This is a genomic window from Halopseudomonas sp. T1L2 (genome assembly GCF_055397385.1).
Genome location: NZ_AP040865.1, coordinates 375,003 through 398,338, shown reverse-complemented (window position 1 = coordinate 398,338; position 23,336 = coordinate 375,003). Strand labels below are relative to the sequence as shown.

At 62.4% G+C, this 23,336-nt stretch carries 22 protein-coding genes; 9 read left to right on the top strand and 13 right to left on the bottom strand.

Going from position 1 to position 23,336, the window contains the following annotated elements; genetic code table 11:
• Window positions 1-4 precede the first annotated feature (4 nt).
• From ACZ5WQ_RS01860 to fabI, 5 genes are read left to right on the top strand one after another with little or no spacing between them, the layout of a single operon-like run.
• Entirely contained in the window at window positions 5-1,876 is a 1,872-nt protein-coding gene (locus ACZ5WQ_RS01860; RefSeq protein ID WP_464383026.1) for an extracellular solute-binding protein, read from the top strand.
• A 2-nt stretch (window positions 1,877-1,878) separates the two neighbouring features.
• A complete protein-coding gene (locus ACZ5WQ_RS01855; RefSeq protein WP_088276547.1) occupies window positions 1,879-2,952 on the top strand; it encodes a microcin C ABC transporter permease YejB in 1,074 nt (357 codons plus the stop codon).
• Window position 2,953: 1 nt separating this feature from the next.
• A complete protein-coding gene (locus tag ACZ5WQ_RS01850) occupies window positions 2,954-3,985 on the top strand; it encodes an ABC transporter permease (protein WP_088276548.1) in 1,032 nt (343 codons plus the stop codon).
• Between the two features lies 1 nt (window position 3,986).
• Window positions 3,987-5,621 (top strand): ABC transporter ATP-binding protein, encoded by a 1,635-nt coding sequence (locus tag ACZ5WQ_RS01845; protein WP_464383025.1) that lies wholly within the window; start codon window positions 3,987-3,989, stop codon window positions 5,619-5,621.
• A gap of 13 nt (window positions 5,622-5,634) precedes the next feature.
• On the top strand, window positions 5,635-6,429 hold the full coding sequence (gene fabI, locus ACZ5WQ_RS01840) for an enoyl-ACP reductase FabI (RefSeq protein ID WP_088276550.1): 795 nt from the start codon (window positions 5,635-5,637) through the stop codon (window positions 6,427-6,429).
• A gap of 189 nt (window positions 6,430-6,618) precedes the next feature.
• On the opposite strand, the gene ACZ5WQ_RS01835 is transcribed toward fabI, so the two are convergent.
• Window positions 6,619-7,827, bottom strand: coding sequence for an ammonium transporter (locus ACZ5WQ_RS01835; protein ID WP_464383024.1), 1,209 nt, complete (start codon window positions 7,825-7,827; stop codon window positions 6,619-6,621).
• A 396-nt stretch (window positions 7,828-8,223) separates the two neighbouring features.
• On the opposite strand from ACZ5WQ_RS01835, the gene ACZ5WQ_RS01830 reads away from it, so the two are divergent.
• Window positions 8,224-9,387 carry an EAL domain-containing protein gene (locus ACZ5WQ_RS01830; RefSeq protein ID WP_269687660.1) on the top strand — a complete coding sequence of 388 codons (1,164 nt, stop codon included), beginning with the start codon at window positions 8,224-8,226 and terminating at the stop codon, window positions 9,385-9,387.
• Here the strand turns inward: ACZ5WQ_RS01830 and ACZ5WQ_RS01825 are convergent, their stop codons facing one another.
• Genes ACZ5WQ_RS01825 through ACZ5WQ_RS01810 form a run of 4 tightly spaced genes read right to left on the bottom strand, consistent with a single transcriptional unit; the run spans window position 9,388 to window position 11,990 of the window.
• A complete protein-coding gene (locus ACZ5WQ_RS01825) occupies window positions 9,388-10,701 on the bottom strand; it encodes a sensor histidine kinase (RefSeq protein WP_464383023.1) in 1,314 nt (437 codons plus the stop codon).
• Window positions 10,698-11,369, bottom strand: coding sequence for a response regulator transcription factor (locus ACZ5WQ_RS01820; RefSeq protein ID WP_464383022.1), 672 nt, complete (start codon window positions 11,367-11,369; stop codon window positions 10,698-10,700). The genes ACZ5WQ_RS01825 and ACZ5WQ_RS01820 overlap by 4 nt, the downstream gene beginning before the upstream one ends.
• A complete protein-coding gene (locus ACZ5WQ_RS01815; protein ID WP_464383021.1) occupies window positions 11,369-11,713 on the bottom strand; it encodes a PepSY domain-containing protein in 345 nt (114 codons plus the stop codon). Before ACZ5WQ_RS01815 ends, ACZ5WQ_RS01820 begins: the two co-directional genes overlap by 1 nt.
• On the bottom strand, window positions 11,679-11,990 hold the full coding sequence (locus tag ACZ5WQ_RS01810; protein WP_088276557.1) for a PepSY domain-containing protein: 312 nt from the start codon (window positions 11,988-11,990) through the stop codon (window positions 11,679-11,681). The genes ACZ5WQ_RS01815 and ACZ5WQ_RS01810 overlap by 35 nt, the downstream gene beginning before the upstream one ends.
• Window positions 11,991-12,088: 98 nt before the next feature.
• Here ACZ5WQ_RS01810 and ACZ5WQ_RS01805 point away from each other — a divergent pair, with 98 nt between their 5' ends.
• Entirely contained in the window at window positions 12,089-13,168 is a 1,080-nt protein-coding gene (locus ACZ5WQ_RS01805) for a patatin-like phospholipase family protein (RefSeq protein ID WP_464383020.1), read from the top strand.
• Complete coding sequence (locus ACZ5WQ_RS01800) at window positions 13,165-13,830, top strand: class I SAM-dependent methyltransferase (RefSeq protein WP_464383019.1); 666 nt, start codon at window positions 13,165-13,167, stop codon at window positions 13,828-13,830. The genes ACZ5WQ_RS01805 and ACZ5WQ_RS01800 overlap by 4 nt, the downstream gene beginning before the upstream one ends.
• Here ACZ5WQ_RS01800 and ACZ5WQ_RS01795 read toward each other — a convergent pair.
• From ACZ5WQ_RS01795 to ACZ5WQ_RS01770, 6 genes are all read right to left on the bottom strand, one after another.
• A complete protein-coding gene (locus ACZ5WQ_RS01795; protein ID WP_088276560.1) occupies window positions 13,817-14,041 on the bottom strand; it encodes a cysteine-rich CWC family protein in 225 nt (74 codons plus the stop codon). The genes ACZ5WQ_RS01800 and ACZ5WQ_RS01795 overlap by 14 nt on opposite strands.
• Window positions 14,042-14,047: 6 nt before the next feature.
• On the bottom strand, window positions 14,048-14,557 hold the full coding sequence (locus tag ACZ5WQ_RS01790; protein WP_464383018.1) for a C40 family peptidase: 510 nt from the start codon (window positions 14,555-14,557) through the stop codon (window positions 14,048-14,050).
• A gap of 123 nt (window positions 14,558-14,680) precedes the next feature.
• Complete coding sequence (locus tag ACZ5WQ_RS01785; protein ID WP_464383017.1) at window positions 14,681-15,352, bottom strand: DNA-3-methyladenine glycosylase I; 672 nt, start codon at window positions 15,350-15,352, stop codon at window positions 14,681-14,683.
• A gap of 15 nt (window positions 15,353-15,367) precedes the next feature.
• Complete coding sequence (ttcA, locus tag ACZ5WQ_RS01780) at window positions 15,368-16,192, bottom strand: tRNA 2-thiocytidine(32) synthetase TtcA (protein WP_088276563.1); 825 nt, start codon at window positions 16,190-16,192, stop codon at window positions 15,368-15,370.
• A 142-nt stretch (window positions 16,193-16,334) separates the two neighbouring features.
• The gene (locus ACZ5WQ_RS01775; protein ID WP_088276564.1) at window positions 16,335-16,934 is read right to left on the bottom strand and encodes a Yip1 family protein; all 600 of its coding nucleotides are present in this window, start codon (window positions 16,932-16,934) and stop codon (window positions 16,335-16,337) included.
• A 141-nt stretch (window positions 16,935-17,075) separates the two neighbouring features.
• Complete coding sequence (locus tag ACZ5WQ_RS01770) at window positions 17,076-17,687, bottom strand: DNA-J related domain-containing protein (RefSeq protein ID WP_235005793.1); 612 nt, start codon at window positions 17,685-17,687, stop codon at window positions 17,076-17,078.
• 136 nt (window positions 17,688-17,823) lie between these two features.
• On the opposite strand from ACZ5WQ_RS01770, the gene ACZ5WQ_RS01765 reads away from it, so the two are divergent.
• Window positions 17,824-19,677: a choice-of-anchor I family protein gene (locus tag ACZ5WQ_RS01765; protein WP_464383016.1), complete on the top strand. Its 1,854-nt coding sequence runs from the start codon at window positions 17,824-17,826 to the stop codon at window positions 19,675-19,677.
• A 51-nt stretch (window positions 19,678-19,728) separates the two neighbouring features.
• On the opposite strand, the gene ggpS is transcribed toward ACZ5WQ_RS01765, so the two are convergent.
• Window positions 19,729-22,005 (bottom strand): glucosylglycerol-phosphate synthase, encoded by a 2,277-nt coding sequence (gene ggpS / locus ACZ5WQ_RS01760; RefSeq protein WP_464383015.1) that lies wholly within the window; start codon window positions 22,003-22,005, stop codon window positions 19,729-19,731.
• Window positions 21,983-23,314, bottom strand: a complete 1,332-nt coding sequence (locus tag ACZ5WQ_RS01755; RefSeq protein ID WP_464383014.1) for an MFS transporter — start codon at window positions 23,312-23,314, stop codon at window positions 21,983-21,985. Before ACZ5WQ_RS01755 ends, ggpS begins: the two co-directional genes overlap by 23 nt.
• Window positions 23,315-23,336 lie beyond the last annotated feature (22 nt).

The following is a 23,336-nucleotide window of genomic DNA, read 5'->3' as shown; positions in this document are numbered from 1 at the left end:
CTGAATGCAACACTCGCTGAAATCCTGCTGTCTGGCACTGCTGACCTGTTGGGCAGGTGCCCTTAACGCCGCACCACAGCACGCCTTGACGCTCTACGATGAAGCACCCAGGTACCCCGCCGACTTCAGCCACTTCGAGTACGTCAATCCCGATGCCCCCAAGGGCGGTACCCTGCGGCTGTCCGGCTTCGGCGGCTTTGACTCGCTCAATCCCTACATCAGCCGCGGCACCTCGGCCGACCAGCTCGGTCTGATCTACGACACCCTGACCTTCCATGCCCTGGACGAGCCCTTTACCGAATACGGCCTGGTTGCCGAAAGCATGGAAAAGGCCGATGACGGCAGCTGGGTGCGCTTCACCCTGCGCCCGGAAGCGCGCTTCCATGATGGCGTCGCCATCACCGCCGACGACGTGGTATTCACCTTCAATACCCTGATCGAACACGGTGCCCCGTTTTATCGCGCCTACTATGGCGATGTGGATCGCGTGGTCGCCGACAACCCGCAGAGCGTCACCTTCCACTTCAAGCATACCGGCAACCGCGAGCTGCCACTGGTACTCGGTCAGCTCCCCGTGCTGCCCAAACACTATTGGCAAGGCCGCGACTTCAGCAAGGGCTCGCTGGAACCGCCACTGGGCAGCGGTCCCTACCGCATCGGTCAGGTGCGCCCCGGTCGCAGCATCAGTTTTGAGCGCGTCGAAGACTACTGGGCCAAAGACCTACCGGTGATGCGCGGCTTCTACAATTTCGACACCGTGGTGGTCGACTACTACCGCGACGGCAACGTCACCCTGGAGGCCTTCAAGGCCGGCCAGTTCGACTTCAACCAGGAAATGGCCGCCAAGAACTGGGCGACCGGCTATGCCAGCCCGGCGCTGGACGCCGGCCAGATCGTCAAGGAAGAGATACCCAACAACAATACCCAGGGCATGCAGGGCTTTGTATTCAACCTGCGCAAACCCTACTTCCAGGACGCCCGGGTGCGCCAGGCGATCACGCTGCTGTTCGACTTTGAATGGTCCAACGCCACGTTGTTTCACAACGCCTACACCCGCACCTCCAGCTACTTTGACAACTCCGAGCTGGCTGCCCGTGGCGAGCCCGACGCCAGTGAGCTGGCACTGCTGGAACCGTTGCGCGACCAGTTGCCGGCTGCCGTATTCGGCCCGGCATGGGTGCCGCCGAAAACCGATGGCAGCGGTGCCATCCGCGAGCAGCGCCGCACTGCCTACGCGCTGCTCAAGGACGCCGGCTGGCAGATCGTTGACGACCAGTTGGTCAACGCCGACGGTGAGCCCCTGCAGTTCGAGTTTCTGCTGGTGCAGCCAGAGTTTGAGCGGGTTCTGCTGCCATTCAAACGCAATCTGGCCTCGCTCGGCATTACCATGGAGTTGCGCCGGGTCGATGTCTCCCAGTACATCAATCGGCTGCGCTCACGTGAGTTCGACATGGTGGTCACCGGCTTTGGCCAGTCCAACTCGCCCGGGAACGAGCAACGCGAATACTGGCACTCCTCCAGCGCAGACAATCCCGGCAGTCGCAATCTCATGGGTCTGAAAGACCCGGCCGTTGATGCTCTGGTCGATGGGCTGGTGCAGGCCGACTCCCGCGAATCGCTGATCACCCATACCCATGCGCTGGACCGGGCCCTGCGTTCGCTGCATCTGCTGGTGCCCAACTGGTATACCAGCGTCTATCGGGTCGCCTACTGGAACAAGTTTGGCCATCCGGCGACGCCGCCAAAGTATGATCTGGGGCTGTTCACCTGGTGGGTCGACCCGGACAAGGAAGCGCGCCTGCGCGGCGCATTGGGCAGGCAGCAAGACGACGGCGCCGGGCAGCAGCAAGGCGACCAGCCGGCAGGGGCTGAATAAGCATGCTGGCCTATATCGTTCGTCGTCTGCTGCTGATCATCCCCACCCTGTTCGGCATCTTGCTGATCAATTTTCTGATCATTCAGGCCGCCCCCGGCGGGCCGGTCGAACAGATGATCGCCAACCTTGAAGGCTTTGAAGGCGGCGCCACCAGCCGGGTTTCCGGCGGCGGCAGCGAGGTTGCCAGCGGCGGCAGTTACCGCGGCGCACAGGGTCTCGACCCGGACATCATCGCCGAAATCGAACGCATGTACGGCTTCGACAAGCCGGCCCACGAGCGCTTCTGGCTGATGATCAAGGGTTACCTGCAATTCGACTTCGGTGACAGTTTCTTCCGCGACGCCAAGGTCACCGACCTGATCATCGAGAAGATGCCGGTCTCGATCTCGCTCGGGCTGTGGACCACCCTGCTGACCTACCTGATCTCCATTCCGCTGGGCATCCGCAAGGCGATCAAGCACGGCTCGGCCTTCGACGTCTGGACCAGTTCACTGATCATCGTCGGCTACGCCATCCCCGGCTTTCTGCTGGCTATCCTGCTGATCGTGCTGTTCGCCGGCGGCAGCTATCTGGACTGGTTCCCGCTGCGCGGGCTGACCTCCAACAACTTCGATCAGATGAGCACCGGCGAGCAGATCCTCGACTACTTCTGGCATCTGGTGCTGCCGATCTTTGCCATGGTGGTGGGCAGCTTCGCCACCCTGACCATGCTGACCAAGAACTGCTTTCTCGATGAAATCGGCAAGCAGTACGTGGTCACTGCCCGCGCCAAAGGGCTTTCAGAGCGCCGCGTACTGTATGGTCACGTGTTCCGCAACGCCATGCTGCTGATCATTGCCGGCTTCCCGTCCGCGCTGATCAGCATCTTCTTTACCGGCGCGCTGCTGATCGAGGTGATCTTCTCCCTCGACGGCCTCGGCCTGCTCGGCTTTGAAGCGGCCATCAATCGCGACTACCCGGTGATGTTCGGCACCCTGTACATCTTCACGCTGGTCGGTCTGGTGGTGAAGCTGATCGGTGACATTACCTACACCCTGGTCGATCCGCGCATTGACTTCGACAGCAGGGAGGGTTGAGATGAAATTGTTCAACCTCTCTCCGCTCAACCAGCGCCGCTTCGCCCGTTTCCGTGCCAACCGCCGTGGCTGGTGGTCACTGCACCTGTTTCTGGTGCTGTTCGTGCTCAGCCTTGGCGCCGAACTGATCGCCAACGATAAACCGCTCGCTGTCGGCTATCAGGGCGAGCTGTATTTCCCGGTCTTCAAGCGTTATCCGGAAACCGCCTTTGGCGGCGAATTCCCGATTGAAGCGGACTACCGCAGCCCCTATGTTCAGCAACTGATCACCGAGGACGGCGACGGCTGGATGCTCTGGCCGCCAATCCCGTACCACTACGACACCATCAACTACGATCTGCGCGTTCCGGCGCCGGCGCCGCCCTCGGCGGACAACTGGCTGGGTACCGACGATCAGGCCCGCGATGTGATGTCACGGGTGATTTACGGGTTCCGTATTTCGGTACTATTCGCCCTGACCCTGACCATTCTCAGCTCCATCATCGGCGTCATCGCCGGTGCCGTGCAGGGCTTCTACGGCGGACGTATCGACCTGATCGGCCAGCGCTTTATCGAGGTCTGGTCAGGCCTGCCGGTGCTGTACCTGCTGATCATTCTGGCCAGTTTCGTTCAGCCGAACTTCTGGTGGCTGCTCGGCATCATGCTGCTGTTCTCGTGGATGGCACTGGTGGACGTGGTACGCGCCGAGTTTCTGCGCGGCCGCAACCTGGAATACGTGCGCGCCGCACGCGCCCTGGGCGCCAGCAACCAGACCATCATGTTCAGGCATATCCTGCCCAACGCCATGGTCGCCACCCTGACCTTCTTCCCGTTCATTCTGACCGGTGGCGTCATCACCCTGACCTCTCTCGACTTCCTCGGCTTCGGCCTGCCGCCGGGTGCGCCGTCGCTGGGCGAGCTGATCGCCCAGGGCAAAGCCAACCTGCAGGCACCCTGGCTCGGCATTACCGCCTTTGTCGTGCTGTCACTGATGCTCAGCTTGCTGGTGTTCATCGGCGAGGCCCTGCGCGATGCCTTCGACCCAAGGAAATGAGATGAGCGAACAACCGTTGATCAGTATCCGCAATCTCAGCGTCGCCTTCCGCCAGGGCAGCGATCAGACCATGGCGGTCAAGGACGTCAGCTTCGATATCCGCCCCGGCCAGACCCTGGCGCTGGTGGGCGAGAGCGGCTCGGGCAAATCCGTAACCGCGCACTCGATCCTGAGGCTGCTGCCCTACCCGGCCGCATCACACCCGAGCGGCAGCATCGAATTCGACGGCCAGGACCTGCTCAAGGCCAACGAGAACACCCTGCGCAAGGTGCGCGGCAACCGTATCTCGATGATCTTTCAGGAACCGATGAGTTCGCTCAACCCGCTGCATACGGTCGAGCGGCAGATCGGCGAGGTATTGGCCCTGCACAAAGGCCTGAACAAGGCGCAGGCGCGCGAGCGCACGCTGGAGCTGCTGGACCTGGTTGGCATCCCCGAGCCGCGCAAGCGCCTCGGTGCCTATCCGCACGAACTGTCCGGCGGCCAACGCCAGCGCGTGATGATCGCCATGGCGCTGGCCAATGAGCCGGAACTGCTGATCGCCGACGAGCCAACCACCGCACTGGACGTCACCGTGCAGCTGAAAATCCTCGAACTGCTGCGCGAATTGCAGCAGAAACTGGGCATGGCACTGCTGCTGATCAGTCACGATCTGAATCTGGTGCGTAAAATTGCCCACCGAGTATGTGTCATGTACCGCGGTAACGTCGTCGAAGAAAACGATTGCGCCACCTTGTTCAGCTCACCGCAGCATGAATATACCCGTCAGCTGTTGGCAGCCGACCCGCGCGGCGAACCGGTCCCCGTTGATCCGGACGCCCCGGAAATTCTGCGGACAGAGCAATTGCGGGTCTGGTTTCCGATCAGGAAAGGGGTGCTGCGGCGCACCGTGGATCACGTCAAGGCAGTGACCGACATCAGCTTTACCCTGCCCCGAGGACAGACTCTGGGCATTGTCGGTGAAAGCGGCTCGGGCAAGACCACGCTGGGCATGGCCCTGCTCAGACTGATCGACAGCCAGGGGCTGATCGAATGCGACGGCACCCGGCTTGATGGCCTGAGCCAGCAGCAGGTTCGCCCACTGCGCCGTGAGTTTCAGGTGGTCTTTCAGGACCCCTATGGCAGCCTGAGCCCGCGCATGTCGGTAGGCCAGATCATCAGCGAGGGGCTGGAGATTCACCGTATCGGCACTGAGGCCGAGCGCGAACAGATGGTGATTCAGGCGCTGGAAGAAGTCGGCCTGGATCCGGAGACCCGCCACCGCTACCCGCACGAGTTCTCCGGCGGCCAGCGGCAGCGGATCTCGATTGCCCGGGCACTGGTGCTCAAGCCCAAGCTGATCCTGCTCGACGAACCAACGTCGGCACTGGATCGCACCGTGCAGGGCCAGGTGGTGGAACTGCTGCGCAGTCTGCAGCAGAAGTACAATTTGACGTATTTGTTTATCAGTCACGACCTGGCAGTGGTCAAGGTTCTCAGCCATCAATTGATGGTGATCCGCCAGGGCGAAGTAGTCGAACAGGGACCGGCAGGTGAAATCTTCGCTTCACCACAGCATGACTATACTCGTCAGCTGCTGGAAGCGGCCTTTGCCCTGCCGCAAACCGATAACAGGGCCGATACGGCCATGCACTAAACAGGAAAGTACTATGGGATTTCTCAGCGGAAAGCGCGTACTCATCGTTGGCGTTGCCAGCAAACTGTCCATTGCCTCCGGCATCGCCGCGGCCATGCACCGCGAGGGCGCCGAACTGGCCTTCACCTATCAGAACGAAAAGCTGAAAGGCCGGGTTGAAGAATTCGCTGCCGGCTGGGGCTCCGGTCCTGAGCTGTGCTTCCCCTGCGACGTCGCCGATGACGCCGAGATCGAGCAGGTATTCGTCGAGCTGGCCAAGAAGTGGGACGGCCTGGACTGCATCGTTCACTCCGTTGGCTTCGCTCCGGGCGACCAGCTGGATGGCAACTTTGCCGAAGTCACCACCCGCGAAGGCTTCCGCATCGCCCACGACATCAGCGCCTACAGCTTCGTCGCCCTGGCCAAGGCCGGCCGTGAACTGATGAAAGGCCGCAACGGCAGCCTGCTGACCCTGTCGTACCTCGGCGCCGAGCGCACCATGCCGAACTACAACGTGATGGGTATGGCCAAGGCCAGTCTGGAAGCTGGCGTTCGCTACCTGGCTACCAGCCTGGGCCCGGAAGGCACCCGCGTCAACGCGATCTCTGCCGGCCCGATCCGCACCCTGGCCGCTTCCGGCATCAAGAGCTTCCGCAAGATGCTGGCCCACAACGCTGCGCAAACGCCGCTGCGTCGCAACGTTACCATCGAGGAAGTCGGCAACGTCGGCGCCTTCCTCTGCTCCGACCTGGCCTCCGGCATATCCGGTGAAATCACCTACGTTGACGGTGGCTTCAACATCACCGCCATGGGTGGTCTGGAAGAGTAAGCCGCCGCTTTTTGCGGACAATAAAAAACCGGGCCCAACCGCCCGGTTTTTTTGTGCCCTCAGGGTCTGTACCGCGTGGCCCCGATGGCGGACACGCTTCGCTTAGTCCGCCCTACCATACCGCCCCGCCCCGCACCGCACCGTAGGGCGGACTAAGCCAAAGGCGTGTCCGCCAGCCCCCGGCGCAGCTCAGTCGACCGAGGTCGCGCCGATCTTGTGGATCGACAGGTCGGCGCCCTGATATTCCTCTTCATCTGTCAGGCGCAACCCGGCTACCGCCTTGATCACGCCGTACACCAGCAGACCACCGGCAAAGGCGATGACCACACCGGCCAGCGAGCCAATCAGTTGCGACATGAAGCTCACGCCGCCCAGACCGCCCAGCGCTTTGGTGCCAAAGATACCGGCCGCCAGACCGCCCCACACACCGCACAGGCCGTGCAGCGGCCAGACACCCAGCACGTCATCGATCTTGAAGCGGTTCTGGGTCAGGATAAAGGTCCAGACAAACAGGCCACCAGCGACCGCACCGGTCGCCAGCGCGCCCAGCGGATGCATCAGGTCGGAACCGGCACACACCGCCACCAGCCCCGCCAACGGGCCGTTATGAATAAAGCCCGGGTCGGCACGCCCCACCAGCAGCGCCACCAGGGTGCCACCGACCATCGCCATCAGTGAGTTGACTGCCACCAGACCGCTGATGCCCTCCAGCGTCTGCGCAGACATCACATTAAAGCCGAACCAGCCAATCGTCAGAATCCATGCGCCCAGTGCCAGAAACGGAATATTGGATGGCGGCATCGCCACCACATGACCACCGCGATAGCGGCCGTTACGCGCTCCCAGCAGCAATACCGCCGCCAGCGCAATCCAGCCGCCAACGGCGTGCACAACAACCGAGCCGGCAAAGTCGTGGAAGCCGGCACCAAACTGCGCTTCCAGCCAGCCCTGGAAGCCGTAGTTGCCATTCCAGACGATACCTTCAAAGAACGGATACACCACACCAACGATCAGCAGCGAGGCGCACAGCTGCGGCGCAAACTTGGCCCGTTCGGCAATACCACCGGAGATGATCGCCGGAATGGCTGCGGCAAAGGTCATCAGGAAGAAGAACTTCACCAGCGCGTAACCGTTGTTCTGCGACAGGGTTGCCGCATCGGCAAAGAAGGTAGCCCCATAGGCAATCCAGTAGCCGACAAAGAAATAGGCAAGACACGAAATCGCGAAATCACTGATGATTTTCGACAGCGCGTTTACCTGATTCTTTTGCCGAACCGTACCTACCTCAAGAAACGCAAAACCGGCGTGCATGGCCAGAACCATGATCGCGCCCATCAGAATAAACAGGGTGTTTGCACCGTGGATCAGGGTTTCCACAGCACTGTTCAGGTTTTCCATTCAAGCAGCCTCTATCAAGTCAGAAAATGCACCCGTTGCGTGCGCATGCGAGACGAGTGAACCGTTGTAGTGCAATCAAAAAGATTCCACACAAACCACCCTGATCGGCACGCATTCCGAGCAATCTGAAATAATTTTTATTTTTCAATTACTTGTATGCCAATCCTGACCGCCATTCAGCAAAACAGGCACCAAATTGATGCGGACGAACCAGCTCACCTCACCGTGATAGTGCAATCGCCATACCAAAGAGGCAGAATCATGCACTGAAAGCGTTCGACGGGTGCCCTGGCACCCGAAAGCGCATGCCCGGCACACGCAGGCAGTCGCCTGCCGGTCGCTTGGCTACAATCTTGCATAAGTTCAGCGCCCGACGTTCCGACCCCGGAGAAAGATGTGTTTACTGGACAGCCACTGCCTTACTTCCAACCCCTGATCGATACCGCCACCGGCCGCATTGCCGGTTATGAGGCGCTGGCGCGCCTGCGCGACGATGAGGGCAATATCAGCAGTGCCGGCCCACTGTTTACCGACCCTTCAGTCTCGCAGGCCGAGCTGCTGGAACTGGATCGCAACATCCGCAGGCAGGCGCTGGAACGCTTTCGCGATACCCCCGAAGGCTTTATCAGCCTGAATATTTCACCGGCCTGGGTCAGCCAGCTGCTGCCGGGCAAGCCGCTGCCCAGCCTGCAGCTGCTTGAGGAGCTGGGGCTACCAACAGACCAGATCGTTTTCGAAATCACCGAACTGCAGGGCAGCATCGAGCAGCTGCGTGATGTAGTGCAGCGCTACCGTGCCGCCGGCATACGCATTGCCATCGATGATTTTGGCGCGGGATATTCGATGCTCGACCGGGTGCTGGCACTGGAACCCGACATTCTCAAGCTGGATATCCAGCTGTTCCGCCAGGCGGCAGCGGGCAACAGCAACAGCGGCGACTTTGTACGCGCGCTGGCCCTGATGGCGGAAAAGAGTGGCTGCTGGATCATCGCCGAGGGCGTGGAAACCGAACAGGAGCTGCACTTTGCACTGGAGTGCGGCGCGCGTTACGTGCAAGGCTATCTGTTCGGCCGCCCGGAGGAGAACTTCCTGCCCAGCGACGCCGTGCAGAAGCAGTTCTCAATCATGCGCGATCATTACGTACGGGCCAAACTGGCCGAGCGAGAGAAGCTGGCGACCCTGCGCAGCTCGCTGGCAGAGCTGTTTGCCGAACTGCGCCAGTGGCTGGCCCGCGGCGCACAACCGGCGCACCTGCCGGACCCGCGCAACTACCCATGGCTGCTGCGCTGCTTTCTGTGCGATGCCGAAGGCACCCAGATTTCGCCGAACTTCGAATGGCGTGGTGACGCCTGGCACACCGACCCGCGCTATCTGGACCATAACTGGTCCTGGCGGCCGTACTTCTATCAGATTCTCGCCGAGGCCGGAGAGGACAGCCGGGTCATCCTGTCGAACCGCTACCGCGATGCCACCACCAATCAGTACTGCATGACCTCGGGCCTGTTCATCGACGACAGCCGGCACCTGTTGCTGGTCGACATCGACGCGTCATTCCTCTGATCAACGCCGCTCCCGCGGCAAACTGATGCTGACCAGCAGGCCGCCTTCGGGCGCCTGCTCGAGTGACAGTGTGCCACCGTAGGCGGCAACCAGATCTCGCACAATGGCCAGCCCCAGGCCGTGACCCGGGGTCTGCTGATCAAGCCGCAGGCCGCGACTCAAAACCTGATCACGCGCATCACGATCAATACCGGGGCCGTCGTCTGCCACCTCAACGCAGAGGTGCTGGGCGTCCAGGCGCCAACTTAGCCTGACCCGGGCCCGCGCCCATTTGCAGGCGTTATCCAGCAGATTGCCGAGCAACTCGAGCATGTCTTCCCGGTCAAACGGCCAGCGCGTGTCCGACGCGCCGTCCAGCCTGATCTCGGGCACCGCCGGATACAGGCTGGCCAGCGTCTGCACCAGCGCCGGCAGATCGGTCGCAGGATCAAAGCGCTGTGCCCGCGACTGATCGGTTGCCAGTCTGGCACGCTGCAGCGTGCGCTCCAGCTGGTTACGCATGGCCTGCAGCTGCGCCTGCAGCTCGGTCAGTTGCTCCCCAGGCAAACTCGGTGCGAGGGCATCAAGCCGGCTCTCGATCACCGCCAGCGGTGTTTTCAGAGCGTGCCCCAGGTCGCCGGCACTGTTGCGCGCACGCAGCAGCAGCGCCTCAATCTGCGCCCCAAGATGATTGATTTCTGCCACCAGCGGCTGCAACTCCTGCGGCACCTGCTCGCTCAGATGCAGACGTTCACCGCTGCGCCATTCGGCCAGTTCCTGCTGTACCCGCCGCAGCGGCAGCAGCGAGCGCCGCAGCAGCCACTGCTGTATCAATACCGCCAGCAGCGTCACCAGCACAGCCAGAGCACTGATCCAGATGCTGGCCCGCCGAAACTCGGTCATCAACGGCTGATAATCGAGCGCCACGCTGATGGTCACCGGCTCCCCCGCCTTGCGGTATTCACCAGACCACACCAGCAGCTCCTGCCCCTGCGGGCCGGGCAGAAGACCGCTCTGCAAGCCATCCCCGGGCAGCGGCAGACGATGATCCCAGAGCGATCGCGAACGCCATTTCTCACGCCCCTGAACAACGAAATAGCGCCCGGAATACGGCCTGCGGTAATCCGGATCAATCTTGTCCAGATCCAGAAACAGACCGTCGGGGCCAACCGTCAGCGCCGCCAGCAGGCTGTCGGTTTCGCGCTGCAGCAGCAGGGTCAGGTAATTGCGCTGGGCGCGGTCATACAGCCAGACACTGCCCTGCACGATCAGCAGCACGCTGCACAACAGCAGCGGCACCAGCGTGGCCGCCAGCCGGCGACTGATCGATGTCATTCTGCGTGCCCGACCAGCACGTAGCCCTGGCCACGGCGCGTTTCGATCGCCTCGCGACCCAGCTTGCGGCGCAGATGATTGATCAGTACCTCGATCACATTGGAGTCGCGCTCATCCTCGTAGTCATACAGGTGCTCGGCCAGTTGCGTCTTCGACAGCACCTTGCCCGGATTGAGCATGAAGTAGCGCAACAGCTTGAATTCACTGGCCGACAGGCTGAGCGGTTCGGCATCTCCGACCCGCACCTGCTGCTGCGCCTCGTCCAGCTGCAACCCGGCGACGCTGAGCAGCGCCTGGGGCACCCGACCGTGGGCGCGGCGCAGCAACGCCTGTACCCGCAGCAGCAGTTCCTCGTTGTGAAAGGGTTTGGTCAGATAATCGTCGGCCCCGGCCTGCAGCCCCTCCACACGCTCGGTCCAGCGGCTGCGGGCGGTCAGAATCAGTACCGGCAGGCTACTGCCGGCTGCACGCCAGCGCTGCAGCACGGCCAGCCCGTCCATACCGGGCAGGCCAAGATCGAGAATGGCAAGGTCGTAAGGCTCCTGCTCGCCCAGCACCACGGCATCGCGGCCATCGGTACGCCAATCCACCGCATACCCGGCGCGTTTCAGCACGCTGCACAGGCTATCGGCCAGCGCCACATTGTCTTCCACCAGCAGCAGGCGCATCAGTCGTCCTCTTCCGCATCCAGCAGCTCGCCGCTGACAGCATCGTATTCCAGTTCCATGACCCGGCGATCACGGGTCACCAGCTCCAGTTCATAGATATAACGCCCGTCGTCCAGCTCCAGCTCGGCTTCCAGAAAGCGGCCGGGGAACCGCGTCAGCGCGTCTTCGATAAACACCGGCAGGGGCAGGATGCGCCCCTGCTCGGTTAGCGCCAGTGCTTCGTCCTGACTGAGGTCGTGTGCTGCCGCCACCCCTGGCAGCAGCACCAGCGCACCCAGCAACAGGGCCGGCAGAGGATTGCGCAACCGATCAGTCGTCGCGGCGGTGTTCGAGCACATCACCATTGGACGCATCCAGGTCAATATCCCACTCCTGCCCCTGGGCGTCGCGGATTTCGACTTCATAGATAAAACGGCCATAGTGCTTGTCCAGGTCGGTATCAGTGATGGTGCCGGGTTGCACCGCCAATGCCTTTTCGTTCAGGCTTTCCAGGGATTGAATGGTACCCTGTTCCACCAGCCCGTTGACTTCATCCATGCGCACATCGTCGTCGGCCAGCAGTGCAGAACTGCCCAGCGCCAGGATTGCAGAACAGGAAAGAGCGAGAATGTGTTTGTACATGTTGGATTCCTCCGTTGCGTTTAGACAGTCTCAGACTATAGCGCCGAGCTGAAACCAACCTTAAAATTGGCCGCGCACTCCAAGGGACCCCTTACCGCATGACAGCTATCCAGGTTCGCGCTCCGGCATTGACGCTGCGAGCAGGGCATCGCGCCATTGAGCATATCCGCAACAACGGGTTACAGCCAGCCGACGTCCATATGATCCCCGGTGCGGCTGGCGGCCCCAAGGCGCTGGGCATTCAGGGGCTCGACCTGGCCCTGTTCGGCGAGTGGCTGCCACGCGCGCCCCAGCCGCGCAGCCTGATCGGTGCCTCGATCGGCAGTTGGCGCTTCGCCAGTGCCTGCATGCCTGACCCGGTGCACACCCTGCGCCAGCTGGGCGAACTCTACACCGCCATGCGCTTCCCCAAGGGTGTCACCATCCAGACCATCAGCGCCGCCTGCGGCCAGATGATCGACGAGCTGCTGCAGGGGCAGTTTGAGGCCATCCTCAGCAACCCCAACTACCGTCTCAATATCGTCGTGGTGAAAAGCCGCGGGCTGCTGCGGCATGATTCGCGCGCGCGTTTGGCGCTGGGCCTGGGTGGTGTCATCGGTGCCAACCTGCTGGGCCGCCGCCATCTGGGGCGCTTCTTCGAGCGCGTCATTCTGCACGATCCGCGGCAATTGCCGGAGCTGGCAGAACTGCGCGACTTCACCAGCGCGCACGTGGAGCTGACGCCGCAGAATCTGCGCTCGGCCCTGCTGGCGTCGGGCTCGATCCCCATGGTCATGGAAGCCGTACGCGACATACCCGGCGCCGCGCCCGGTGTTTACCGCGACGGCGGCCTGCTGGATTACCACCTCGACCTGCCCTACACCGCCCCCGGCGTGATCCTCTACCCGCACTTTCTTGATCGGGTGGTGCCCGGCTGGTTCGACAAGACCATTCCCTGGCGCAAGCACAACGCAGAGCAGCTGCGCGACGTGCTGCTGCTGGCCCCCTCACCCGAGTATCTTGAGCGCCTGCCGCATCGCAAGCTGCCCGACCGCAAGGACTTCAACCGCTACGTCTACGACAACGACGGCCGTGAAGCCTACTGGCGCAAGGCGATGAGCGAGAGCCAGCGCCTCGGCGATGAATTTCTCGAGCTGGCCGACTCCGGCCGTCTGATCGACCGCATCAAACCGCTGTGAGCGAGCAACACGAGGCACTGCCCTGCCCGCTCTGCGGCGCCGCAAGCCACTGGCTGCTGGATGATCGCAAGCGCAGCTACTGGCAGTGCGAGCAATGCCTGATGGTGCATGTACCGCCCCGCTGGCAGCTGACCGCCGAGCTGGAAAAGGCCGAGTACGACCGCCACGAAAACCACCCGGATGATCCGGGCTATCGACGCTTTCTCTCACGCCTGGCAGAGCCCCTGCTGGCGCGCCTGCCGGCCGCCGGCAGCGGCCTGGATTTCGGCTGCGGCCCGGGGCCGGCGCTGGCCATGATGCTGCGCGAACACGGCCATCAGGTTGCCCTGCACGATCTCTACTATCACCCCAACCCCGAAGCCCTGCGCCAGCAATGGGATTTCATCACCGCAACCGAGGTGGTCGAGCATCTGGCCGCCCCGCGTGAGGTGCTTGAGCAGCTGTGGCAGTGCCTGAAACCGGGCGGCTGGCTCGGCCTGATGACCAAGCGGGTTATCAGTCCGGAGGCCTTCAGCCGCTGGCACTACAAGAGCGATCCGACCCACATCAGCTTTTTCAGCGAACAGAGCTTCCGCTGGCTGGCGGCAAAATGGCAGGCAGAGCTGGAACTGATCGGTGCCGATGTCGCGCTGCTGCGCAAGCCAGAGCTCAGCGCCGACTGAAACGCGCGGCAAAACCCGGCGGATCAGCCACAAACGACTGGATGCAACGCTGACAGATGCAGGCCCGGTTGCGCTGCGCCTCAGGCACCAGTGCCAGCAGCCCTTGCGGTACCGTCAGCGCAAAGCACCAGCAGCTGCCGCTGTCAGCGGCGCAGGCATTGCTGCCGGCACAGAATGGACAGCGCGCGGGGTCTGGCGGAGGGTTCGCCATAGGGACTCAGAGACTGCCCAGTACCCGGCGCGCACCCTTGAAGCTGCGCTGCCAGAAGGAGGATTCCAGCTCGTCCACCCGCACCACACCACCGGTGCTGGGCGCATGCAGAAAACGCCCATCGCCGATGTAGATGCCCGCATGGTTCACCCGCCCGCCGTTCATCGCAAACAGCACCAGATCACCCGGCGCGAGCGAGTTTTCCGGGGGTCTGGAAACCTGCAGATTGTAGAGATCGGAGGTGGTGCGCGGCAGGCTCACACCCGCCGCTTCCCGGTAGACATACTGAATCAGGCCACTGCAGTCGAAGCCGGTAGCCGGCGAGCTGCCGCCCCAGCGGTAGGGAGTGCCAACCAGACTGAACGCCTGGAACACCACATCGTGACGCTTGAGTTCATAGTCGGGGATGGACTCAACCGGGCTCGGCACGCTCACGGTGACCGGCGCCGGCGGGGCACTGGAGCAGCCTGCCAGCAGGGCAGCAATCAACAATGTCAGCAGTCCAGCGAGCCGCATCCGGCCACCTCCAGCACAGGGGTTCTGATCAAAAAATGCACCGGGATCGGCGCGAGGTCAAGAATTTACTTTAACTTCATGTGCCAAGCGAGCAGCTTTTATGGAGAATTCAGAAAACACAGTTCAATGGTTGACGGTATACGCCAGCATCATGGACAGCTGGCACAGCGGCCGTCCACTTTCCGCCCGCCACTGATTGAAGGCGGCCTGCACGGTGGCCTGATCGCGCTGACTGGTCGGCGCCTTGTCGATGATGCCCTGCGCCTTCAGCGCGGCAACCACGTCATCGGTGGCGACCCAGGTATCCTTGCCAACCATGCGCAGCAGCCGCGGTGCCGACAGCCCGCCCAGTTGGGCGCCGCGCTTGGCCAGCAACCGCCAGAGCCCGATGATATCGTCCACCGGCCAATCAGCGATCAGATTGCCCACCGAGCCGTATTCGGCACGCAAATCCAGCACCAGTTGCGCATTGCGCGGCACACTGCGCAGCTTGCCCAAGTGACGAATGATCCGGGTGTCGGCCATCAGTCGCTCCAGATGCTCGGCGCTCATCAGCACCACCTTCTCCGGATCAAAGCCAAAAAACACCTGTTCAAAGGCCGGCCACTTGGCATCCACCACACTGTGCTTGAGGCCTGCGCGGAACACCCGCAGGGCGATCATCGACAGATAGCGGTCGTCGCTGATCGCGCGTAACTGCTCGGCACTCCTGACCTGAGGCAGGCGCGCTTCCAGAGCAGCAGCCGATCCGAAGCGGTTGAGACAGTACGCGTGCAGCCAGCGGTAATCCTGCATCGGCTAATCCTGGGCTCAGAGGTTCATTACGCTCAGAACGCGCGAGGCAGCCTGCTCGTCGATACGCAGACTGGCAAAATCGAACAACGCGGTGTCGGCCAACTGTGAGGGTTGGACGTTTTTCAGCGCCCGGAAGATATTTTCCACCCGCCCCGGGTTGGCCTTCTCCCAGCCCTGCAGCATTTCCTTGACTACCTTGCGCTGCAGGTTCTCCTGCGAGCCACACAGGTTACACGGGATGATCGGGAAGTTTTGCAACGTGGCATACGCTTCGATATCCACTTCGTTGCAGTAGGACAGCGGGCGAATCACCACGTTGCGGCCATCGTCGGAGCGCAGTTTGGGCGGCATCGCCTTGAGGTTGCCGCCGAAGAACATGTTGAGGAAGAAGGTCTCAACGATGTCGTCACGATGGTGACCCAGTGCCATCTTGGTCGCACCGATCTCGTCGGCGAAGGTATACAGATTGCCGCGGCGCAGGCGCGAGCATAGCGAACAGGTCGTCTTACCCTCCGGAATCTTCTCCTTGACGATCGAATAGGTGTCGCGCTCAAGGATGTGATACGGCACGCCAATGCTCTCGAGGTAGGCCGGCAGCACCTCTTCCGGAAAGCCCGGCTGCTTCTGGTCCATATTGACCGCCACCAGCTCGAACTTGATCGGCGCCACCTTCTGCAGGTACAGCAGCATGTCGAGCATGGTGTAGCTGTCCTTGCCGCCGGATAGGCAGACCATCACCTTGTCGCCGTCTTCGATCATGTTGTAATCGGTCACTGCCTCGGCAGTCAGACGACGCAGACGTTTCTGCAGCTTGTTCTGGTTAACGCTCAGGTGGCTCATGGACGGGGTACCGGCTCGGCAAAAACGGGCATTCTACTGAAATCTGCTGTACATAAAAACAACAACCCCCGTCAGCAGTGCTGACGGGGGTTGTTGCTGGCTCAGGCAGGCCGGGAATGACGCCGAGGGGTCCCCAAACCACTCAGCGAAGATAAACGGGACCGACGCCGAATCCCCAGAAGATAACCGAGGTCGCAATCATCGCAACCAGCACCACCAGACCCACGGCAAGCACGGAGCTGGAGAACAGGAAGCCCTCGTCACTGGGGATGTCCATAAAGATCGGAATGCCCTGATACAGCAGGTACACCGTGTAGGAGATCGCTGCCGTGCCCACCAGCATGCCCAGCCAGAGGCTCGGATACAGCGCAGCAAGGCCGGCAATGAACAGCGGCGTGGCGGTGTAAGCGGCGAAGATCACGCAATCGTTGAAGGTTGGATTGGCATCATAGGTGCGCGCCATCCAGTGAATGAAGGCGCCCATCACGGCAACGCCGGCCAGCATGGCGATATAGGACAGCACCGTCATCTGCAGGGCGCTGGCCTGCGTCAGCTTGACCGGGTCCTCCGTGCCTATCGTCCAGCCCACCTGGGTGGTGCCGATATAGGCCGAAATGACCGGAATGGCGGCAAGCACAAGCACATGGGTGAGATACATGTGGCCAATGCTTTCGTCTTCGCCCTTGATTTCCTTCCATTCCTCATCGGGATGAGTGAATAGCCCCAGTACGTGATGGATCATGGTCTGACCTCCTGGTTATTATTCGGCTCCGCACGACAACGGCCGGCAGAGCAAGCGGACTGCGGGGTTACCCGCGCCCTGCATTGACTATAGCCAAAAAGAAAATGAAGTAAGGTGGTTTGCTTAGAGAGATTGGCGACTTCAGCTTTTGCCGTAATAGCGTTGCAGAATTAGCATGGCCTGGTTGATTTCCTGCGCGCGGGCGGTGCTGCCACCCCGGTCAGGGTGATGAACGCTGAGCATGCGTCGGTACTGCCGCCGGCAAGCCACGGCGTCGGCGCCCGGCTCCAGCCCCAGCACGGCCAGCGCGGCATCCACCTCTGGCGCGGAAACCGGCGCGCGGCGACGCCAGAAGCTGTCGATCAGCTGCTCCACGTCATCCCGGTTGGTCGTACGCCACTGCGCCCAGTCGAGGTAATAACGCCGCAGTGGGTCATCGACCTGCAGCGCCTCAGTGCCGGAGGCGCGTGGCTGAACCTGAATATTCAGGGCATGGATCTGCAGCGTCAGGCCGTCGTCACCCAGCTGGTCGGCCAACTGATAAAGCTGGTGAAACAGCAGAAAGTGCACCCGAAACAACTGCAACGGGTCGCGCAGCACTCCCGGTTCGGCAAACAGTGAATCAGGAAAGCGCTCGGCCAGTGCCTGCAACAGGGCATATTCGCTCAGCCCTGCCGGATGGCCGTGCAGCAGTTGCAGCAGGCCCTCATCAAAGGCGTCGGGGAGCAGCATGTCGGGTTGCACATCAATCATGTGCCCGAGTGTAACAGAGCCGCCACATACCCTCCCCTCCACGCCTGTCATCACTCTGCCATCAGACTGACAACCCCATGTCATCGCCTGTGTGTATCACTGTCATCCTTCGTGAACCCAGTACAGGCAACAGACAATGAAAAAATGGATGATGGCTGCGACCAGCGCGGCCCTGCTGGCCACCCTGGCCGGCTGCAAGAGCAGCAGCAACGACGATAACGATGCCCCCGAGGTGGTCACACCCGACAGCATCACGCTGAATTATCTCGGCCGCTACAGTGCCAACATCTTCGGCGCCAGCGCCGCTGAAATTCCGGCCTTCGATCCGGTCAACCAGCGCATCTTCATCGTCAATGCGCAAAAGGGTGCCGTCGATGTGCTCAACGCTGCCGATCCGGCCAACCCGGTGCTGCTGCAGGAGTTGACAGTCGAATCCATCACCGAAGGCGCCGTGGTCAACAGTATTGCCTACAAGGGTGGCTATCTGGCCGTGGCCGTCGAAGCACCCACCAAAACCGACAACGGCTGGGTCGCCCTGTTCGACGCTACCAGCCTGGAAATGCTTGGCTATGAGCAGGTCGGGGCCCAGCCGGACATGGTCACCTTTACCCCGGATGGCGAGTATGTGCTGACAGCCAACGAAGGCGAGCCGAGCACCGACTATCAGATCGACCCGGTAGGCTCGATCAGCATTCTGGGCGTCTCGGAAGGTCAGCTCGTTGAGGTTCGCACAGCCGGATTCAGTGCCTTCAACACCCAGGCCGATGCGCTGCGCAGCGCCGGCGTGCGGATCTACGGCCCGAATGCCAGCGTCGAGCAGGATCTGGAGCCGGAATACATTGCCATCTCCAGCGACAGCAGCACTGCCTGGGTATCGCTGCAGGAGAACAACGCCCTGGCCAAGGTCGACATCGCCACGGCCACTGTCACCGACATCCTGCCGCTCGGCTACAAGGATCACGGCACCGCAGGCAATGGTCTGGATGTCAGTGATTCCGACGACGCCATCAACATCGATACCTGGACGGGCGTACTCGGCATGTACCAGCCAGACAGCATCGCCGCCTACGAGGTCGACGGCGAAACCCTGCTGGTCACCGCCAACGAGGGCGACTCCCGCGCCTGGGGTGAAGACGACCAGGCTTACTGGGATGGCGATGCCAGCAAGGGCTTTGTTGAAGAATTCCGCGTCAAGCATCTGGTTCACGTCAGCGGCTTCGACCGCCGTGCCGGCGACGACCTGCCGCCGCAGCTGCGCGAGCTGGCCGCCGGCGCCCTGCTCAACCCGACCACCTTCGCCTACTGCGGCGCGACCGCTGCCGATCCGGGTGACTGCCGCGCCGACGAAAACCTCGGCCGCCTGACCGTGGCCTGGACCGACGGCTACCGCAAGGACGCCAACGGCGATCCGGTGCTGTTCGACGCGTCCGGCAACCAGAACCTCGCCGGTGACCGGCTGATGTACGACAACCTCTACGCCTACGGCGCTCGCTCGTTCTCGATCCGTGACGGCGAGGGCCAACTGGTGTGGGATTCCGGCGACCAGCTCGAGCAGTATTTCGCCAGTGATGCGTGCATGCTCGGCGCCAACCGCACCATTCCGTGCACCGACTATTTCAACGCCACCCATGATGAAGGCGATACCTTCGACAACCGCAGCGACAACAAAGGGCCGGAACCGGAAGGCGTGACCGTCGGCCAGCTTGGCAACAAGACCTTTGCCTTCATCGGTCTGGAGCGCATTGGCGGTGTCATGGCCTGGGACATCACCGACCCGACCGCTCCGGTGCTGGTGGATTACCTCAACACCCGCGAAGACTGGACCACCGCAGACCCGTCCACCGTGCTGGCGACAGCCGGTGACCTGGGTCCGGAAGGTCTGGTATTCATTGCCCCGGAAGATTCGCCCAACGGCGAGGCGCTGCTGGTCATCGGCAACGAGGTCAGCGGCACCACTGCGGTGTATCAGATCAATCAGATCGTGAACTGATCAGCACCTGACCACACTTGCCGACCGGGTTCCCGGTCGGCAAGCCCCGCCTCAGGCAACCTCCCCCACCTCGTCAGCCTCCAGCGCGCTCGCAGCCTCACGGCGCTGGCGCACCGCCTGCAGAAACTCATCGCCCCAACGGCGAATGTCGTTGTACTGCACCACGCCAAACAATTCGCGCAAGCGTGCCAGCCGCTCGGCCTTGCCCAGCGTCAGGCCGATGTAGAGGGTGTCGCGCAGGTCATGGGGATCATGCGGATTGGTCAGCAGCGCCCCGTGCAGCTCGGCCGCCGCGCCGGCAAACTCCGACAGCACCAGCACCCCACTGCCCTGGCACAGCCCCTGGGTTGCGACATATTCCTTGGCGACCAGATTCAGGCCGTCGCGCAGCGGGGTAATCCACATCACATCGGCCATCAGGTAATAGGCCACCAGATCCTCAAACGGCACCGCGCGATAGAAGAACTGCACCGGCGTCCAGCCGACCTTCGAGAAGCGCCCGTTGATACGCCCGACCGCCTGCTCGATCTGGCTGATCAGCTCGTCATAGACCGTCATCTCCCGGGCGGCCGGCACGCAGATGGTAATCAGCGTGACCTTGCCGATCAGCTCCGGGTGGGCATCCAGCAGCGCTTCAAAGGCCAGCAGCTTGGCATAGGTGCCCTTGGTGTAATCCAGCCGCTCGACCGACAGCACCACCCGCACCCCCTGCAGTTGCTCACGCAGCTCGCCGATCAGCTGCTGGCAGTGGTCGCTGTCGATCACCTTCTGCACCCGGCCGATATCCAGCCCGACCGGATGCGCGCCCAGACCGATCTCGCGGCCGTGCACACTGATGCAGCTGGTCATGCGGTCCAGCCCGACGGCGCAGCCGTAGGTCAGATAGCGCGGCGCGCAGCCCTTTTCCTCCAGCACCTCCAGCGGCGCGACGCCGCGGGCCACGTCGACAAAGTTTTCGGCCTGACGCGGTATGTGAAAGCCGATGTAATCGCACTGCAGCAGGCTGCCGATGATCTCGCGCCGCCAGGGCAGCACGTTGAATACGTCAGCCGACGGGAAGTAGGTATGGTGAAAGAAGGCGATATTCAGATCCGGCCGCAGCGAGCGCAGAAACGCCGGCACCATCCACAGGTTGTAGTCGTGCAGCCAGACTACCGCGCCCTCAGCCGCCTCTGCCGCAGTGCGCTCGGCAAACAGCCGGTTCACCTTGAGGAACACCGCCCAGTCCTCCTCGCGGAACACCGCGCGCTCCCAGAAGGTGTGCAGGGTGGGCCAGAACGCCTCCTTGGAGAAGCGCTTGTAGAACACGTCGACATCGTCCTTGGTCAGTGCAACCCGCGCCGCCACCAGATTGGGATAACGCTCGGCATCCACCTTGGTGTGCACCTCGAAGGCCTCGCGCTGACGCGGGTCGTGAATCGACCAGGCCACCCAGGAGCCGGGCTGGTCGCCACCGAAGAAACTCAGCAGGGTTGGCAGGATGCCGTTGGGCGAGGTGGGCGGACGGCGCACCAGCTTGCCGTCCTCGATCACTTCCTCGTAAGGCAAGCGGTGATACACCATCACCAGGTCCGCCTTGCCCTTGATCTGCAGATCACGCAGCTCGGAATCCACACCGAGCGGGCCGAGAAAGCCGAAGTGCGACACCGCTTCCAGAATCCCGCCGCAGCCGCTCAGGCGCGCATGCAGCACCTTGGCCCGATCAGCGGTGGCGTCCAGCAACCCCTGCTCCGATTCGCCAACGCACACGCCCATAAAGCCCTGCTCGTACATGGACAGGTCATTCAGGGTGTCGCCGGCTACCAGCACCCGGTCCATCGACTCCCCCAGATGCTCAACCAGCCGACGCAGCGTCGAGCCCTTGTTTACGCCCTTGGGCAGGCAGTCCAGATACATGCCGGCGGAAAACAGCAGATCACAGCCCAGCTCATCCGCCGCCTTGTGTACCCGCTCGGTCACCGCACCGGGTTCGCAGAACCAGGAGCAGCGGCGCTGCTGGGGTACTTCCTGACGTTCCAGTCCGGGGAAGCCGGCCATCCGCTGGGCGACCACCTGCTCGCCCGGCCAGCGCTGCTCTATTTCACTCTGCACCGGGTAGACCGGCTGCAGGGTGTCGCCATCAACCAGGGTCGCACCTACATCACAGATGATGTAGTCCGGTCGCGGAATGGCCGGATCGGAGAGCAATGGCACCACTACCTCCAACCCCCGTCCCGTCACGAACACCAGAGTGATACCGGGGTGTGCGTTGATCAGTTGATACAGGCGCTGCCGGTTGTCCGGATCGCCTGCCAGAAAGGTTCCATCAAGGTCGGTTGCCAACATCATGGGCGTGATCTCCATCTTGCTGCTCGAATTCATCGCGGGCGGCCTCTCGACCGTCCGCCGCGTGATTACTGCCTGCCAACTCGTCACCACTTGCCTCTTCCAGCATCATTTCCAGTACCGCGGTCGAGGTGCGCACCATCGGGACCTGATGCGCCGCGCCATCGACAATCCGGTCATCGCCCTGACGCAGATGACGCAGGGCATAGACCGCAATCAGTGAGAACATCAGGGCAAAAAACAGCGGCAACGCCGATGCAGCCGTGATTCCCATCAGGGCACCGGCCAGCGCCGGACCAACTGCAGCCCCAAGGCCGTGCAGCATCAACAGAGAGGCGTTGCCCGAGAGAATATCTTCCTGGTGTAAGTGATCGATCAGATGCGCCACAACCGCCGGATACACCGAGAAGGCACCCGCGCCGAAAATCGCCGCCGCCACCAGCAACCAGAGACCGAACGGGCCGAGCAACGCCATCAGCACTCCACCTGCCGCCGCCAAACCGGCGATGATCACCAGTGCCCGGCGCCGGTCGATACTGTCGGACAGGCGCCCCATCGGCCACTGGGCCAATGCACCAGCAAGGATCACCAACGACACAAAGCCGGCGATCTGCGCGGTATCCATTTCCATGCGCGCGGCATAGACCGCCCCCAGCCCCCAGAATCCGCCCATGCCAAGGCCGGACAGCACCGCGCCGGCACAGGCCACCGGCGCCGCCTGCCAGAGCCTGGCGAGCTTCAATGGCGGGGTATCGTCAATCACGGGTTGCGGCAGGCGGGTGGCCGACACCGGCATCACCGCGAGTACGATGAAGGTCGCGGCTACGGCAAACAGGGTAAAGGTCAGCGGGCTGTCCCAGTTCAGCATCTGCTGGGCCAGCGCCAGCGCGCCGAGGTTGACTGCCATATAGCAGGCAAACACCTGGCCGCGGCGCTCGGGCGGCGCCTGGGTGTTGAGCCAGCTTTCGATCACGGTATAGATGCCCACCAGCGCCACGCCGGTGATCACCCGCAGCAGCAGCCACAGGCCAGGTTGAATCCACAGCAGATGAATGAGTACACAGGCCGCTTCGGCAGCGGCGAGAAAGGTGAAGGCGCGCACATGCCCCATGCGCCGGATCAGCCGCGGGCACAGCCAGGTGCCGAGGATGAAACCGGCAAAGTAGGCCGAGCCGAGTAAACCCAGGGTCTGATCACTGAACTGCTCGGCACTGCCACGCAAGGCCAGCAGGGTATTGAGCAGTCCGGTGCCCAGCAGCAGCAACGCAATGCCGCAGAGCAGTGCCGCGATGGGCAACAAAAGCCTGATCATGGAGCCGCGTCTCCCAAACGGT